Below are 16608 nucleotides of genomic sequence, written 5' to 3'. Positions count from 1 at the left end.
ACCGGCACCGCCCCTACCCTCGCGGGATGCGTGCCGTGCCGGACTCCCTGGACCCTGCGGTCGTGCGTCGGATCGACGCGCGGCTGGACGGCGTCGTGCGCGACGAGCGGGTGGCGATCCCGCTGGCCGTCGAGAGCGGGAGCCGTGCGTGGGGGTTCCCGTCGCCGGACTCGGACTACGACTGCCGGTTCGTGTACGTGCGGTCGGCCACGGACTACCTCGATCCCTGGCCGCGTCGCGACGTCGTCGAGACGCCGCTCGACGCGGTGCTCGACGTGAACGGGTGGGACCTGCTCAAGGCCGTCCGGCTGCTCGTGAAGGGGAACGCGACCTTGCTCGAGTGGCTGCGCTCGCCGATCGTGTACCGCGCGGACGACGTATTCCGGTCGGAGCTGCTGCAGCTGGCGGAGCGCGTGGTCGACCGGGACGCGCTGCGCCGGCACTACCTGCACGTCGGGCGGGGACAGCGCGACCGGTGGTCGGGTGCCCAAGCGCCGTTGAAGAAGGTCTTCTACGCGGTGCGACCGGCGGCGACGCTGCGCTGGCTACGCGTCCGGCCGGACGCCGTCGTCCCGCCGATGGACCTCGCGCGCCTGCTCGACGAGGGCGAGGCACCGGACGCCGTCGTACGGGCGGCACGCGACCTGGTCGAGCTCAAGGCGGTGTCGCGCGAGATGGGCTCGGGGACGGTGCCGGAGCCGCTCGGGCGTTTCGTCGCGGATGAGCTCCGCCGCGCGGCGGACGCACGGTCGCGCGCCGACGCGCGACCGACGGTACGGACCGAGACCGCCGCGTACTTCCGGTCCGCGGTCGCCCGGTTCGGGCCGGCGGACCGGTCCGACGACGCCCGGGCGGGCCGCGTCATACCCGCACCGGTCGCAGCAGGTCGCTGACCCAGCGCGGGGCGGTGGGGGAGGTCGCGAGGCCGGCGAGCATCGCGTCGAGCACGGCCGCGCGGTCGAACTGCAGCGCGTGCTCCCGCGCGGCGTCGGAGCGTGTGCGGCGGGTGCCCTCGTCGAGAGCGAGGACGTCGTCGAGCGCCGCGGCGATCGCGTCCGGGGCATGGGTCGGCACGATCGTCGCGTGCCGGCCGACCGCCTCCCCGATGCCGCCGGTGTCGGTCGTGACGACCGGTCCACCGCCGGCGAGCATCGACTCGACGAGCGCGATGCCGAACGTCTCGACGAACTCGGGTCGCGGCTTGCTCGGCAGGACGAAGGCGGAGCTGCCCGCCATGAGGTGGGGCTTCGTGGCGTCGTCGACGTCGTCGAGGAACAGGATCCGGTCGGCGACCGCGCTTGCGGCGGCACGGGCTCGCAGGTCCGCCTCCGCCGGGCCGCGGCCCGCGACGACGAGCCGCGTGGTCGCGGCGGTCTGCGAGCGCGCGTAGCCGTCGATGAGGTCGTCCACGCCCTTGGCGGCCGCGAGGCGGGAGAGGTACAGCACGTACCCGCCACGCTCGAGGCCGCGTGCGGCGAGGACGTCCGCGGTGGTCGCCGGGTCGAGCTCGGTGTAGGCGCAGGTGTCGATCGCCGGGTAGGAGACCTGGATGCGGGACCGGCACTGGTCGGCGAAGAACGTGCCGTGCCGGTCGTCGATCTCCTGCGCGCACGCGACCACGAGGTCGCGCGTGTAGCGCGAGACGGCGACGCAGAGGTCGCTCGCGAGGTAGTCGGTCAGCACGTGTGCGGCGGCGCCGAAGCGGCCCTCCTCGACGCACGTGCGCACGACGTTGGTGACGTCGGAGCCGACGGCCTCCGCGATCGTCGCGACCTCGACCGGGAGCCCGGTGCTGCGCGCGACCCGCACGGCGTCGGTCACGGCGGTCGTGTGCGGGCTGAGGTAGAGCGAGAGGCACACGGTGGGTACACCGTCGGTGAAGAGCTCGACGAGGCGTCCCGTGAGCCCGGCGAGGTAGCGCCCGTCGGGCACCTTGTAGTCGCCGACGGGAGCGGGGCGCTCGACCGTGATCCCGGGGCTGTAGGGCAGGACCGAGTCGAGCGGCTTGAGGGGCAGCCCGGCCGCCTCGAGCCGCTCGACCGGCCACGTGACGATGCGGACGTCGGTGAAGCCACGGTGGAGCGCGGCCTCGGCGAGGTTGCGCGCCTCGCCGGAGTGGCCGCAGATCACAGGATCGGCGCGCACCACGATCACGAGGCGACGGGCTGGCGTCCGGGGCGGGGTGGTGGTCATGGCGTCTCCGGGGTCGTGTCGTCGGGGCGGGTTCGGGTCGCGGTGCCGGGGTACGACGGCGGACGGTCACCGGGCGCGGTGCCCCAGCCGGACGGCTCGGGGCCGAGCTCCAGGAGGAGACGCCCACCCCTGCGCGCGTGGGCAGCGGGGAGCCAGGTGCGCCTCAGCGGGCGGCCGTCGAGCCACGCGGCGCGCACGTGCTGCGGTGGCGTGCGCGGGCCGGGCTCGACGAAGCCGGTGGTCTCGATCGTCAGCACCCCGCCAGGCAGCCGGAGCCGGGACTCCGCGAAGGCGGGGGCGTTGACCAGGAACAGCGCGTGGCCCGCGACGGGGAAGAGGCCGAGCGACGCCCACACGTACCACGAGCTCAGGCCGCCGGAGTCGTCGTTGCCGGGCAGCCCGCCGGGCCCGGTCCCGAACCGCTGGTGGACGGCGGCGTGCACGATCTCGGCCGTGCGGTCCGGTCTGCCCGCGTAGTGGTAGGCCCACGGGGCCTCCATGTCGGGCTCGTTGTTGAGGCCCTCGAAGCGGTCGAGCGCGTAACCGGCGGCCATCTCCGCGGCGGGCGGTCGTTCGCCGGGCTGCGTCACGGGCCGCGCGCCGAACCCGAAGAAGCGGTCGAGGAGCGCGACGAACGCGTCGTCGCCGCCGGCGAGCGCGATCCGGGCGGCCATGTCGTGCACGAGGCGGAACGAGTAGTTCCAGCGCCCGCCCTCGTAGAAGGTCGAGTCGCGCAGGAGCCCGGTGGAGGGGTCGAACGCGTTCATCCAGCCCCGCGCGTGCAGGGCGAGCTCGTCCGCGAGCGCCTCGTCACCGACGCGGCGAGCCACGCGGGCGGTGCACCAGTAGCCCGCCGCGAGGTCGAGGGTGTGGCTGATCGGGTGGGCGACGCCCTGGAGGAGGTAGTCCTCGCCGTAGGTGCGGCGCAGGTCGTTGTGCATGTGCACGAGCGCCCAGTCCCAGTCGACGCCGGGCACGTCGAGCGCGCACAGGTCGGCGAGGAAGGTCTGCGCGAGCGCGCTCGCCTGGCGCGAGAACCGGTCCGCGCCGCGGGCCATGCGGTACCCGATGGGGAAGTTCCCCTCCTCCTCGCAGATGTGCAGCAGGGCAGTGGCGAGCTCGACCGCGCGGTCCGGCCAGAACGTCGCGAGCAGCGGGAGCTGCGTGCGGTAGATGTCCCACATCGTCGAGAGGTCGAAGGCGAACGGCGTGTCACCGGGCCAGAACGGGCTCTCGCCGGGCGCGAGGCACGGCTTGAGGAGCGAGTGGTACAGCGCCGTCGCGAACACCGTGCGACGCTCCGGGTCGGGGCAGTCGACCTCGATCCGGTCGAGGTGTGCGCTCCACGTCGCGGCGGTGCGCTCGTGCCGGGCGTCGAAGCCCGACGGCCCCGGGCCGCGGTCCCGGGCGAGGTTCTCCCGGGCACGCTCGGGCCCGCGCAGCGAGAAGCCGACGTGGAGCTCGACGACCTGGCCGGCCGTCGTCGGGCCTGCCCACAGGAGGCCGAACGGGCGCAGCGTCGTCGGCCGGATGTCCCCGAAGTCGAGCCGCGTGCTGCCCGGCATGAGGCGGCGGTCGTACCAGAGCATCTGCCGCCAGCGGCGTGCGTCGCACTCGAGGTGCACCGCGAGGGGCGCCCCCTCGACGACGATCTCGCCGGCCGCGGCCCCGGGGCCGAGCGTCCCGAGGTGGGCGCGCAGCGGCACGGTCGCGCCGTAGGGGATCGCGAGGCCGCCGAGCGAAAGGTCGACGACGAGCCGGGCGTCGTGGTGCTCGGGGAACGTGTACCGGTGCACGGCGCTCTTCGGCCCGACCGTCACCTCGCACCGGATCCCGCTGCCGAGGGTCGCGGCGTAGTGGCCGGGCGACGCCTCCTCGTCGAGGAGGTCCCAGCGCCGGCCGAGCGCGTCGAGCGGCTCGAGCATGGGGGTGACCCGGACGTAGTTGTAGTACTTGCGGATCGCACCGGTGCCGGACTGCTGGAAGTGGGTGAACCCGGACGCCGCCTGGCGGTCGAGCAGCGGCGTCGGGACCCCTTCGGTGCTGAGGTCGTACCGGCCGTACCCGGTGGGGTAGGCGCCCGAGTACGCGCACACCGAGACCATCCCCAGCGGGTGGCACGCGCCCGGGTGCGTGTTGCCGACCTGCGGCTTGGGCGACCACCACGTCGCCGCGAGGCCCGACGGCTCGGGCAGGGCCACCGCGGCCGTACCGACGAACGGGTCCACGTGGTCGATCACGAGAGCCTCCCTCCTGCACAGGTCGGTCCGTGGCTGAACCTGTACGCGCCGGTCCGCAGGACGCTACGAGCGCACTGTGTCCGGAGGGTTTCGGTGACGTGACGACGAGGCGCCGGCCGTCCGGTCATCGGGCGTTCGCCCCGCGTCCACCACCGGTCTGTAGCCTCCGCCAGGACCCCTTTCCCGACCAGGAGCAGCATGTCCCCCATGACGACGTCGACCGACCCGCTCCTCGCCGGGAGCCGCGCTCCAGCCCCGAGGACGCTCCTCGACGTCCTCGAGGCGACGGCGGTGGCCCACCCCGACGCCGCGGCCCTCGACGACGGCACGGTCCTCACGTACGCCGAGACGGTGCGCGAGGTCGAGGCGCGGGCGGCACGGCTGACGGCGATCGGCGTGGGGCCGGGGGACCGCGTCGGGGTCCGGGCGACGTCGGGCCGCGCGGACCTGTACCTCTCGGTGCTCGCGGTCCTGCGCGCGGGCGCGGCGTACGTCCCGGTGGACCGCGACGACCCCGAGGAGCGGGCCGAGCTGGTCTTCACGGAGGCCGGGGTCCGCGCGGTCGTCGGCGACGACGCCCACCTCGCCGTGCGCCCGGACACCGAGCCGAACCCGCGCGCGGGCGAGCTGCCCGGGCCCGGGGACGACGCGTGGGTGATCTTCACCTCGGGGTCGACGGGCACGCCCAAGGGTGTCGCGGTGACGCACCGCAACGCCTCGGCGTTCGTCGACGCGGAGGCGCGGCTGTTCCTCCCGGGTGATCCGCTCGGCCCGAAGGACCGTGTCCTCGCGGGACTGTCCGTGGCGTTCGACGCGTCGTGCGAGGAGATGTGGCTCGCGTGGCGGCACGGGGCGTGCCTCGTGCCCGCACCCCGGGCCCTGGTGCGCACGGGGGCCGAGCTCGGACCGTGGATCGCCGAACGGGGCATCACGGTTGTCTCGACCGTCCCGACCCTCGCGGGCCTCCTGCCCCCGGACTCGCTCGCGGGGGTCCGGCTGCTGATCTTCGGCGGCGAGGCGTGCCCGCAGGACCTCGTCGACCGGCTCGCGGTGCCCGGACGGGAGGTCTGGAACACGTACGGTCCCACCGAGGCGACGGTCGTGGCCTGCGCGGCGCTGCTCCGCGGTGCGGGCCCCGTCCGCATCGGGCTCCCGCTCGACGGGTGGGACCTCGCCGTCGTCGGTGGGGACGGGCTCCCGGTGGTCCCCGGCGCGACCGGCGAGCTGGTGATCGGCGGTGTCGGTCTCGCGCGGTACCTCGACGCCGCGAAGGACGCGGAGAAGTACGCGCCGCACGCCGGGCTCGGATGGGAGCGCGCGTACCGCAGCGGGGACCTCGTGGTGCGCGACGACGCCGGCCTGCTGTTCGTGGGCCGCGCCGACGACCAGGTCAAGGTCGGCGGACGGCGGATCGAGCTCGGCGAGATCGACGCCGCGCTGCTCGCGCTCGAGGGCGTGTCCGCGGCGGCGAGCGCGGTCCGCCGCTCGGAGGCGGGCAACCAGGTGCTCGTGGGGTACCTCGTCCGCGACCCCGCTCGCACCGAGCCGCTCGACGCGCGCACGTGCGTCGACGCGTTGCGTCACACGCTGCCTGCGGCGCTCGTCCCCCTGCTGGCCGTGGTCGACGCCGTGCCGACCCGGACGTCAGGGAAGGTCGACCGCGACGCGCTGCCCTGGCCCCTGCCGGACGGCGTGCGGCTCGTGGCCGAGTCGCGACCGACGGACGACGCGCCACCGCTGACCGCCACCCAGGAGTGGCTCGCCGCCGTGTGGGGACGCGTCCTCGGTGCGGCGCCCCAGGGCGCGGACGACGACTTCTTCGAGCTCGGCGGGGGCAGCCTCACGGCCGCGCAGGTCATCTCGGCGCTGCGCGAGCGCGTGCCGACGATCACCGTGGCCGACCTCTACGACAACCCGTCCGTGGGCGAGCTCGCGGCGTTCGTCGACCAGGCGCACGACGGCGACCGGGCCGGGTCGTCGTCCGGGCCGGGCACGAAGTCGGGTGCGGAGGCCGCGGCGCCCGCGGCCCCCGTGCCGCTGCGGTCCCAGGTCGTCCAGCTCCTCGCGCTCGTCCCGTTGCGCACGTTCGCGGGGCTGCGCTGGATCGTCGCCGTCGCGGCGCTGAACAACGTGCTCGCGGCGACGACGTCCCTGCCGTTCGCCCGTCCGGTCTCGTGGTGGTGGGTGGTCGCGGGATGGCTGCTCCTGGTGAGCCCGCCCGGGCGGCTCCTGGTGGCCGCAGCCGGGGCGCGGCTCCTGCTCCGGGGCGTGCGCCCGGGACGGTACCCGCGGGGCGGGAGCGTGCACCTGCGCCTGTGGGCCGCCGAGTCCCTCGTCGGCGCGACCGGGGGAGTGACCGTCGCAGGCGCGCCCCTCGTCGGCGTCTACGCACGGCTCCTCGGCGCGAAGGTCGGCGCGGGAGTCGAGCTCCACTCGCTGCCCCCCGTCACGGGGATGCTAACGCTCGGCAAGGGGTGCGCCGTCGAGCCCGAGGTCGACCTGTCGGGACACTGGATCGACGGCGGCACCCTCGTCGTCGGCCGAGTGCGGGTCGGCGCGGGCGCGACCGTGGGCGCCCGGTCCACCCTGCTGCCCGGCGCACGGGTGGGCAAGGAGGCGGACGTCGCAGCGGGATCGTGCGTGGCCGGCAAGGTGGGGGCGCGCGAGTACTGGGCGGGGTCGCCCGCGGTCCGCGTGCGCAGCGAGGTCAAGCACCCGTGGCCGGACGCTCGACCGCCGCAGCGCCGCGCGTGGGCCGCGGTGTACGGCGTGAGCGGGGCGGCGTTGAGCCTCGTGCCGGTCGTGGCGGCGGGCGTCGGCGTGCTCGTGCTCGCCGCGGGCTGGGGCCCGACGGTGCCCGCGACGTCGGCTCTCCTCGGGGCGCTCGCGCTCCGGGTGCCGCTCGCGACCCTCGCGGCCGCGGCGACGTACGCGCTGCTCGTGCTCGCGAGCGTGCGCCTGCTCGCCCTCGGCCTGCGCGAGGGGTTCCATGCCACGCACAGCCGCCAGGGCTGGCAGGCATGGGTCACGCAGCGCCTCATGGACTCCGCGCGCACGGTCCTCTTCCCGCTCTACTCGAGCGTCTTCACGCCCACGTGGCTGCGCCTGCTCGGCGCGCGTGTCGGACGCGACGTCGAGGCGTCGACCGTCCTCGGTATCCCGTCGATGATGGACGTCTCGCGCGGTGCCTTCCTCGCCGACGACACGATGGTCGCGCCGTACGAGCTGGGCGGCGGATGGGTCCGGGTGGCGCGCGCCCGCGTGGGCAAGCGCGCGTTCCTCGGGAACTCGGGGATCACCGCGCCGGGCCGCTCGGTCCCCAAGAACGGCCTCGTCGCGGTCCTCTCGGCAGCGCCCGCGAAGGCCAAGGCCGGCTCGTCGTGGCTCGGCAACCCCCCGACCCGGCTGCGGCGCGTCGCCCAGGCCGACACCGACGAGTCGCGGACGTTCGAGCCCCCGCGCCGCCTGCTCGTCGCGCGCGGGGCGTTCGAGCTGCTCCGCTGGGCCGGGCCCGTGTGCTCGGCCTACGTGGCGGTGGCCGTCGTCGTCGCCCTGCAGGTCCTCGTGTCGGTCTCGGGGTACGGCACCGCCTCGCTCCTCGCGGGCGTGGTGCTGCTCGGCGCGGGCCTCTTCGGGGCGCTCCTGACGACGGCGGTCAAGTGGGCGCTCGTCGGACGCTTCCACGCCGGGGACCACCCGCTGTGGAGCTCGTTCGTGTGGCGCAACGAGCTCCAGGACACGTTCGTGGAGACGGTCGCCGCACCGTGGTTCTCCGACCACGTCGCCGGGACAGCGCTGCTGTCGGCGTGGCTGCGCACCCTGGGCGCCCGCGTCGGCCGGGGCGTCTGGTGCGAGACCTACTGGCTCCCCGAGCCGGACCTCGTACGCCTCGGGGACGGCACCGTCGTGGGTCGCGGCTGCGTGCTCCAGACCCACCTGTTCCACGACCGCGTCATGAGCCTGGACACGGTCGAGATCGGCGCCGGGGCCTCGATCGGCCCGCACGGCGTGATCCTGCCGGCCGCCGTGATCGCCGCGGGTGCGCGCGTGGGACCGGCCTCGCTCGTCATGCGCGGCGAGGTCGTGCCGCCCGGGTCGCGCTGGCACGGCAACCCGATCGTGCCGTGGACCGGCCCCGGGCCCGTGCGCGGCCGGGCGTCGGCCGCGTCGTCGTCGCGTACGATGCGGCGAACCTGACACTGGAGGACGCCCGACCGTGGCCCGCCGTCATCGCGCCCTCGGCGCACCCGATCCCTACGCCCCCCACCGCGGCTCGACCGATCACCACGTGAACCGGTACGGCCTCGAGCTCACCTACCGGGTCCGCACCAACCGGCTCGACGGCGTCGCGACGCTCGACGTCGTGCTGGACGCGGACGTCGACGTCGTCGAGCTGGACCTCGTCCACCTCAAGGCGACGCGCGTCACGGCCGACGGTCGTCCGGTGCGGTTCACGCACACCGGGGGGAGGCTCCACGTCCGCCTGGGCCGCGAGGCGTCGCGTGGCACGGCGACGCGCCTGGTGATCGTCTACGGCGGTCGACCGCGGCCGTGGATCGGCCCGTGGGGCGACGTGGGCTGGGAGGAGCTCACGGAGGGGTCGCTCGTCGCCGGACAGCCGGACGGCGCACCCACCTGGTTCCCGTGCAACGACAGCCCCGCGCACAAGGCGACCTTCGAGATCTCGGTCACCACCGACTCGGGGTACGCGGTGGCGGCCAACGGCCCGCTGCTCGACGTCGCCCGCAGGGCGTCGACGCGGACGTGGCGCTTCGGCCCGACCGCGCCGATGTGCACGTACCTCGCCACCGTCGTCGTCGGCCGGTTCGACGAGCTCGACGTCGGTCGCCGGCCCGGGCTGCCCGGCCTCCTCGACGCGGCGCGGCACCCGGTGGCACAGACCGTGCTGGTGCACGCCGCGCAGCGGGACGCCGCGCAGCGCGACCTCGCCCGGCACAGCGAGACGATGAGCGTCTTCGAGTCCCTCTTCGGTCCCTACCCGTTCCCCGAGGGATACCGGCTCGTCGTCACCGAGGACGAGCTCGAGATCCCCCTCGAGGCCCAGGGGCTCGCGATCTTCGGGGCGAACCACCTCGACGGCGCGGGCACCTGGGACCGGCTGATCGCCCACGAGCTCGCCCACCAGTGGTTCGGCAACAGCGTGTCCGTCGCCCGCTGGCAGGACATCTGGCTCAACGAGGGCTTCGCCTGCTACGCCGAGTGGCTGTGGTCCGAGGCGGCGGGCGGGGAGCGCGCCGAGGGGCTCGCGCGAGCGACCCACGCCCGCCTGTCCGCGCTGCCCCAGGACCTCGTCCTCGCGGATCCCGGACCGGGGCGGATGTTCGACGACCGGCTGTACAAGCGGGGTGCGCTGACGTTGCACGCCCTGCGCTCGACGCTGGGGGACGACGTGTTCTTCACGCTCCTGCGGGCCTGGACGTCGACGCACCGGTACGGGTCCGTGACGACGGACGACTTCCGTGCGGCGGTGCGGGCCGTGCGCGCGGACCTCGACGGCGCCGACGGGTTGCTGGACAGGTGGCTGCTGGACCCGCGACTGCCCGCGCTCCCCGCGCCCGCAGCCGGCTGACCGACCGCGGTCGTCCCTACCGGCGCACGAGCACGGCGACGGCTCCGACGTGGTCCTCGACCTCCGCGAGCTCGACGTCGGTGAGGTCCGCGAGGCGCACGTCGAGCGGCCCGACGCCGAGCTCGGCGGGCGCGGCCAGGAGTGCCGGGACCGCGTGCGCGGCCGTGAGCTCGAGGGACGACGGCGGGATGCGGAGCCCGTGGCCCGTCGCCTTGAGCAGAGCCTCCTTGCGTACCCAGGTCATGGCCAGCGCACGAGGACCCGTGCCGCCCCGTGCCGCCTCGCGCGGATGGAGGAGCACGGCCGCGACGGGAGCGGCGGCGACGGCACGCACGGACTCGACGTCGAGGCCCACGGGGCCCTCGTCGGACACCGCGGCCGCCAGCACCCCGTCGGTCGCGCTCACCGAGACGTGGAGGCCGACCGCCAGCGCTGCGGGAAGCTCGGGCTTGCCGTGCCCGGTCGCGCCGCAGCTCCTGCAGCGCCGCCGGGGAGAGGCGAGGATCGGGACGCCGGCCACGTCGCCGGCCAGGGCGGCGGCCAGCCGCCACACGGCCGCGCTGCGCGCGCGTGCGTCGGCGCGCGGGGCAGCGGTCGACGGGAGGAGCGGCCGGGCGACGACGCGGATCACGCCGTCATTGTCGCGTGCTCGCTCGTCGGCAGGGGCGGACTGCGTCTCGCGTGCGCACGGATCCCTGCGCAGGCGGTGAGGGTGCCCCGGGTGGGATTCGAACCCACACTGGATCGGGTTTGAGCCGAACGCCTCTGCCGGTTGGGCTACCGGGGCCGCGCGCGGTGCCGCTCAACGGGGGAGGGCACGTCGCGCGTGCACCATCGAACCACACGCGCGACCACGTTCGAGAATCACACTCCTCCGAGGGCGAAACCCGGGGGCGGCACGGGGTGCGGCGCACTACGATGAACCCCGTGAGTGACCAGACAGCGCAGCCCGAGGACAAGCAGCCGCTCGACCTGCCCCCCATGATCGAGCCCGAGCCCGCGGCGACGCCCGCACCGACAGGTCGCGCCGCGCGCCGCGCCGTCGTCGCCGAGGACGAGGCGCTCATCCGCCTCGACGTCGTCGAGACGCTGCGCGACGCAGGGTTCGAGGTGGTCGGTGAGGCCGGTGACGGCGCGACGGCGGTGAAGCTGGCGCTCGAGCTCAAGCCCGACGTCGTCGTCATGGACGTGAAGATGCCCGAGCTCGACGGCATCTCCGCGGCGGAGCAGATCGGCAAGGCGCACGCCGCGCCGGTCGTCCTGCTCACGGCGTTCTCGCAGGCCGAGCTCGTCGAGCGCGCGCGTGACGCCGGCGCGATGGCGTACGTCGTCAAGCCGTTCACCCCGGCGGACCTCCTCCCGGCGGTCGAGATCGCGATCTCGCGCTACTCGCAGATCACGGCGCTCGAGTCCGAGGTCGCGGACCTGGCGGAGCGGTTCGAGACGCGCAAGCGCGTCGACCGCGCGAAGGGCCTGCTCATGACCAAGATGGGTCTGAGCGAGCCCGAGTCCTTCCGGTGGATCCAGAAGACGTCGATGGACCGCCGTCTGACGATGCGCGAGGTGGCCGACGCCGTCATCGAGCAGGTCGGCAACGCCTGAGCCGTCGGCGGCCGCTCCGGCCGTGCGAGGTCCTGAACTGGTCCTTTGTCACGGCGCCCCGGGCGGGCTATCGTCTTGGACTGGCGTCCAGTAGTTCCCGGGGCGGTGGACACGCGGTCGCCACGTAGTGCTCAGTCGACGGCCGACGGCGCCGTCCGAGCGACGTGGACCTTCACCCGCCCCACGTCCCTCGGTGCCGCCGGCCACACGGTGCGAACGAGGAGGAGTCCGGTGCGCCCAGCAGTCGAGGTCAGGCCCGCGGTCGGTGACGACCTGCGCGGCGTCGCCGAGCTGTGCTCGGAGGCTCGCACGGAGTCCGCGTCCGGAGCCCAGATCTGCGCCCCCGACGCGGAACGTCTGGTCCGGCACCTCTCGGTGCTGCTGACCCTGCCCGGGGGCAACGTGCTCGTCGCCCTGCAGGACGGCCGTCCCGTGGGCTTCGTGCTGGCGCGGGTGCTCGAGCCCCACCTGTTCGCGGACGAGCCGAGCCTGTACGTCGAGGCCGTGTACGTCGGCGAGGACTCGCGCCGCCGGGGCGTCGGGCACGCGCTGCTCAGCGCGACGGCCGACCTCGCCGCCGCCGCGGGCGCGTCCCACGTCTACTCGGTGCCCATCCCCGGCTCGCGCGGGGTGCAGCGCTTTCTGGCGCGGCTCGGCTTCGGGCCGGTGGCCGGCCACCGCGTCGTCTCGACCGCGGTGCTCCAGCGCCGGCTCGCCGCCGACCTCGCGCCGGCCCGCCGCGGGACACGGTCCCTCGAGGACCTCATCGCCCGCCGACGCCGGGCCCGCACCGAGACCATGTCCGGTCCGGTCGACCTGCGCGAGTTCCAGGCGGAGTACCACCGTCGTTCCGGCGTCGTGACGACGACCGAGACGCGCGAGACGCTCCCCGGCTGAGCCGCGGTCACGCCCCGGCGCTCAGCCCTGGGCGAGGATCATGCACGTGAGGCGGGCCGTGCACACGCGCCGACCGGCGTCGTCGGACACGACGATCTCGTAGCTCGCGGTCGTGCGCCCCAGGTGCACGGCGACGGCCTCGCCGCGTACCCAGCCCTCGCGCACGCCGCGGTGGTGGGTGGCGTTGACCTCGATGCCCACGGCCGCCCTGCCCGGCCCGCCGTGGAGCTGCGCGGCGATCGAGCCGAGGGTCTCGGCGAGCACGACCGACGCACCCCCGTGGAGCAGCCCGGCGGGCTGCGTGTTGCCCTCGACGGGCATCCGGGCCGTGACGCGGGCCGCGCTCACGTCCTCCAGCTCGATGCCCATGCGTTCGATGAGGGTCCCCTCGGTGCGCAGCCCCATCGCCTCGTAGGCGTGGCTCGGCGCCTTCGCGGCGGGGGAGCCGGCAGGGACGGGGACGGCGGTGTCGGCAGGGCCGTGGGTGTCGGTCATGGACTGTAGGTTGGCACCCGTGACGACCTCTGCGCGACCTCGCCTGCTGCTCATCGACGGACACTCCATGGCCTACCGGGCGTTCTTCGCGCTCCCGGCGGAGAACTTCTCGACGACGACCGGTCAGCACACCAACGCGGTGTACGGGTTCACGTCGATGCTCATCAACCTGCTGCGCGACGAGGAGCCGACGCACGTCGCGGTCGCCTTCGACGCCGGCCGCCAGTCGTTCCGCACCGAGATCCTGCCCAGCTACAAGGGCACGCGCGAGTCCACGCCCGAACCCTTCCGCGGCCAGGTGCCGCTCATCAAGGAGATCCTCGAGACCCTCAACATCCCCACCCTCGAGCGGGAGGGCTACGAGGCGGACGACATCTTCGCGACGCTCGCCACGCAGGGCGCGGCGGCCGGGATGGAGGTCCTCGTGTGCTCTGGCGACCGGGACTCGTTCCAGCTCGTCGGGCCGGACGTCACCGTGCTCTACCCGAAGAAGGGCGTCTCCGAGCTCGCGCGCATGGACGGCGCCGCGGTCGTCGAGAAGTACGGCGTGCCGCCCGAGCGCTACCCCGACCTGGCCGCGCTCGTCGGCGAGACCTCCGACAACCTGCCGGGCATCCCCGGCGTCGGGCCGAAGACGGCCGCGAAGTGGATCACGGCGTACGACGGCCTCGACGGCCTGCTCGACCACGCGGACGAGGTGAAGGGCAAGGCGGGCGAGAACCTGCGCGCGCACCTCGACCAGGTCCGCCTCAACCGGCAGCTCAACGCGCTCCTGCGCGACCTCGAGCTGCCGATCGGCCCCGACGACCTGATCGCACGCCCGTGGGACCGCGAGGCCGTCCACCGCGTCCTCGACGTGCTCGAGTTCCGCGTGCTGCGCGACCGGCTCTTCGCCATCGCGCCCGAGGGCGAGGTCGAGACCGAGGCAGGGTTCGACGTCGAGCTCGCCGACGTGCTGCCCGGCGGCCTCGGTGCGTGGCTGGCCGAGCACGGCGAGCGCCGTCTGGGTCTCGAGGTGGCGGGCAAGGCGGTCCCCGGCGGCGGGGACGCGTGGGGTCTCGCGGTGTCCGACGACGCGGGCGCGGCCGTCGTGCTCGAGCTCGCCGACGTCGCGGGCGCCGACGAGGAGGCGCTCGCGGCCTGGCTCGCGGACCCGGCGCGCCCGAAGGTCGTGCACGGCGCGAAGGCCGCGTGGCACCAGCTCGCGGCGCGCGGTTACGAGCTCGCCGGCGTGACGTTCGACACCGAGCTCGCCGCGTACCTCTGCCACCCCGACCAGCGCGGCTACGACCTCGGCGACCTCGTCGTGCGGCACCTGCACCGCGAGCTGCGTCCCGACACCGAGGCGGGCAACGACGCCCAGGGGGCGCTCGACCTGTCGCTCGACGGGAGCGGCGAGCAGGAGCGGGACGCCGTGCGGGCGCTCGCCGTCGCCCAGCTCGCCGACGTGCTCACGGGCGAGCTCGAGGACCGCGGCGCGACGGCCCTGCTCACCGACCTCGAGCTCCCGCTCTCGGGGATCCTCGCGCGCATGGAGCGGCAGGGGATCGCGGCGGACCTCGAGTACCTCCGCGAGCTCGAGCAGCACTTCGGCGACCTCGTCGCGACGGCGGCGGCGGAGGCGTACGCCGTGATCGGGCGCGAGGTGAACCTCGGCTCGCCCAAGCAGCTCCAGGAGGTCCTCTTCGACCAGCTCGGGATGCCGAAGACGAAGAAGATCAAGACGGGCTACACGACCGACGCGTCGGCGCTCGCGGACCTGTTCGTCAAGACGCAGCACCCGTTCCTCGAGCACCTGCTCGCGCACCGGGACGCGTCGCGCCTGCGCCAGACGGTCGAGGGACTGCTCAAGTCGGTCGCCGACGACGGCCGCATCCACACGACGTTCCAGCAGACGATCGCCGCCACGGGCCGGCTGAGCTCGACCGACCCGAACCTCCAGAACATCCCGATCCGCACGGAGGCGGGGCGCCGGATCCGGCGCGCGTTCGTCGTCGGCGAGGGCTACGAGACGCTCATGACCGCCGACTACAGCCAGATCGAGATGCGCATCATGGCGCACCTGTCGGGCGACGAGGGGCTCATCGACGCGTTCCGGTCGGGCGAGGACCTGCACTCCTACGTGGGGTCGCGCGTGTTCGAGGTGCCCGCGGCCGAGGTCACGCCCGCCATGCGGTCGAAGATCAAGGCGATGTCCTACGGCCTGGCGTACGGGCTGTCCGCGTTCGGGCTCTCGCAGCAGCTGACGATCGAGGTCGGCGAGGCGCAGAAGCTCATGGACGACTACTTCGAGCGCTTCGGCGGCGTGCGCGACTACCTCACGGGCGTCGTCGACGAGGCGCGTGCGACCGGGTACACGGCGACGATCCTCGGACGCCGTCGCTACCTGCCCGACCTCACGAGCGACAACAGGCAGCGCCGGCAGATGGCCGAGCGCATGGCGCTCAACGCCCCGATCCAGGGCAGTGCTGCCGACCTCATCAAGGTCGCGATGCTCGGTGTGCAGCGCGCGCTCGACGAGCGCGCCCTGCGCTCGCGCCTTCTCCTGCAGGTGCACGACGAGCTCGTCGTGGAGGTCGCGCCGGGGGAGCGCGACGTGGTCGAGGAGGTGCTGCGATCCGAGATGGGGGCCGCGGCGGCTCTCGACGTCCCGCTCGACGTCTCCGTGGGCGTGGGCGCGACGTGGCACGAGGCGGGTCACTGACCCGCAGGCGTCAGCCGGCCAGCCGGGTGCGGAAGATCGCCGTGCCCGGCAGGTAGGCCCCGCGCTCGGGGCCCCACCCGCCCCACACGTCCGGGTTGTCCGCCGGCCACTCGGGCTCGACGACGTCGCGCAGCTCGAACCCGGCGGCGACCACCTCACGCACGTGGTCGCCCAGCGTGCGGTGGTACTCCGCGTACACGACGCGACCGGCGTCGTCGGTCTCGACGTACGGTCGACGGTCGAAGTAGGAGCGGTGCGCCGTCAGGCCGCGCTCGCTCGGGTCGTCGGGGAACGCCCAGCGCAGCGGGTGCGTCACCGAGAACGTCCAGGTGCCGCCGGGACGCAGGACGCGCGCGACCTCGCGGTGGACCGCGTCGGCGTCGGGCACGAAGGGGATCGCGCCGAACGACGTGAAGGCGACGTCGAAGCTCGCGTCGGCGAACGGCAGCCGACGAGCGTCGGCCTGGACCATCGGGACGCGCACGCCCGTCTCCCGGTCGAGGCGAGCGCCGGCCGCGAGCATCCCGCCCGAGACGTCCGTCGCCACGACCGACGCCCCGCGGGACGCGAGCCACCGGGAGCACTGCGCAGCCCCCGCCCCGACCTCGAGCACGCGCCGCGCGACGACGTCGCCGAGCAGCCGGGCGTCCTTCTCCCGCATCCCCTCGGGGCACCAGCAGAAGTCGACGGCGCCGAGGAAGTCCCCGTGCTCGTCCAGGTACTCCTCCGCGTTCGCGTCCCACCAGCCGCGCCCGGCGCGCCCGCCGTCGCGGGGAGGTACGTCGCGGTAGCCCGCGTGCGCCGTCGGGCCGACCGGATCGGGGGCGGACGGCGCGGGCGAGGACGGGCTGCTCATGGCGCCATTGTGGCGGACGGCTCCGGGGCGG

At 74.5% G+C, this 16608-nt stretch carries 11 protein-coding genes and 1 tRNA gene; 6 read left to right on the top strand and 6 right to left on the bottom strand.

From position 1 onward, the window contains the following. The first annotated feature begins 26 nt into the window (after positions 1–26). A complete protein-coding gene (locus tag ACMXGY_RS11565; RefSeq protein WP_483773141.1) occupies positions 27–893 on the top strand; it encodes a nucleotidyltransferase domain-containing protein in 867 nt (288 codons plus the stop codon). On the opposite strand, the gene ACMXGY_RS11560 is transcribed toward ACMXGY_RS11565, so the two are convergent. Continuing rightward, positions 862–2193 (bottom strand): glycosyltransferase, encoded by a 1332-nt coding sequence (locus tag ACMXGY_RS11560; RefSeq protein ID WP_483773140.1) that lies wholly within the window; start codon positions 2191–2193, stop codon positions 862–864. The two genes, ACMXGY_RS11565 and ACMXGY_RS11560, sit on opposite strands and share 32 nt — an antisense overlap. Then, a complete protein-coding gene (locus ACMXGY_RS11555; protein ID WP_483773139.1) occupies positions 2190–4433 on the bottom strand; it encodes a glycoside hydrolase domain-containing protein in 2244 nt (747 codons plus the stop codon). Before ACMXGY_RS11555 ends, ACMXGY_RS11560 begins: the two co-directional genes overlap by 4 nt. A gap of 207 nt (positions 4434–4640) precedes the next feature. Here ACMXGY_RS11555 and ACMXGY_RS11550 point away from each other — a divergent pair, with 207 nt between their 5' ends. Both ACMXGY_RS11550 and ACMXGY_RS11545 read left to right on the top strand, forming a co-directional pair. Then, positions 4641–8630, top strand: a complete 3990-nt coding sequence (locus tag ACMXGY_RS11550) for a Pls/PosA family non-ribosomal peptide synthetase (protein WP_483773138.1) — start codon at positions 4641–4643, stop codon at positions 8628–8630. Between the two features lie 91 nt (positions 8631–8721). After that, on the top strand, positions 8722–10023 hold the full coding sequence (locus ACMXGY_RS11545; protein ID WP_483773137.1) for a M1 family metallopeptidase: 1302 nt from the start codon (positions 8722–8724) through the stop codon (positions 10021–10023). Between the two features lie 16 nt (positions 10024–10039). On the opposite strand, the gene ACMXGY_RS11540 is transcribed toward ACMXGY_RS11545, so the two are convergent. Both ACMXGY_RS11540 and ACMXGY_RS11535 read right to left on the bottom strand, forming a co-directional pair. Further along, on the bottom strand, positions 10040–10654 hold the full coding sequence (locus ACMXGY_RS11540) for a 4'-phosphopantetheinyl transferase family protein (protein WP_483773136.1): 615 nt from the start codon (positions 10652–10654) through the stop codon (positions 10040–10042). Positions 10655–10736: 82 nt separating this feature from the next. Then, positions 10737–10810 (bottom strand) — tRNA-Leu (locus tag ACMXGY_RS11535). Positions 10811–11004: 194 nt separating this feature from the next. Here ACMXGY_RS11535 and ACMXGY_RS11530 point away from each other — a divergent pair. Both ACMXGY_RS11530 and ACMXGY_RS11525 read left to right on the top strand, forming a co-directional pair. Further along, on the top strand, positions 11005–11625 hold the full coding sequence (locus ACMXGY_RS11530) for an ANTAR domain-containing response regulator (protein WP_483776852.1): 621 nt from the start codon (positions 11005–11007) through the stop codon (positions 11623–11625). Positions 11626–11856: 231 nt separating this feature from the next. Continuing rightward, on the top strand, positions 11857–12522 hold the full coding sequence (locus ACMXGY_RS11525; RefSeq protein ID WP_483773135.1) for an N-acetyltransferase family protein: 666 nt from the start codon (positions 11857–11859) through the stop codon (positions 12520–12522). A 21-nt stretch (positions 12523–12543) separates the two neighbouring features. Here ACMXGY_RS11525 and ACMXGY_RS11520 read toward each other — a convergent pair whose 3' ends face one another. Further along, positions 12544–12927 (bottom strand): hotdog fold thioesterase, encoded by a 384-nt coding sequence (locus ACMXGY_RS11520; RefSeq protein ID WP_483776851.1) that lies wholly within the window; start codon positions 12925–12927, stop codon positions 12544–12546. Positions 12928–13015: 88 nt separating this feature from the next. Here ACMXGY_RS11520 and polA point away from each other — a divergent pair, with 88 nt between their 5' ends. After that, on the top strand, positions 13016–15721 hold the full coding sequence (gene polA, locus ACMXGY_RS11515) for a DNA polymerase I (RefSeq protein ID WP_483773134.1): 2706 nt from the start codon (positions 13016–13018) through the stop codon (positions 15719–15721). Between the two features lie 10 nt (positions 15722–15731). Here the strand turns inward: polA and ACMXGY_RS11510 are convergent, their stop codons facing one another. Beyond that, positions 15732–16577 carry a class I SAM-dependent methyltransferase gene (locus tag ACMXGY_RS11510; RefSeq protein ID WP_483773133.1) on the bottom strand — a complete coding sequence of 282 codons (846 nt, stop codon included), beginning with the start codon at positions 16575–16577 and terminating at the stop codon, positions 15732–15734. Positions 16578–16608 lie beyond the last annotated feature (31 nt).

The sequence above is a fragment of the Cellulosimicrobium sp. G4 BAM 1002 genome, assembly GCF_057126935.1.
Note: the sequence above shows the minus strand (reverse complement) of the source record. Positions and strands in the feature narration are given on the sequence as shown.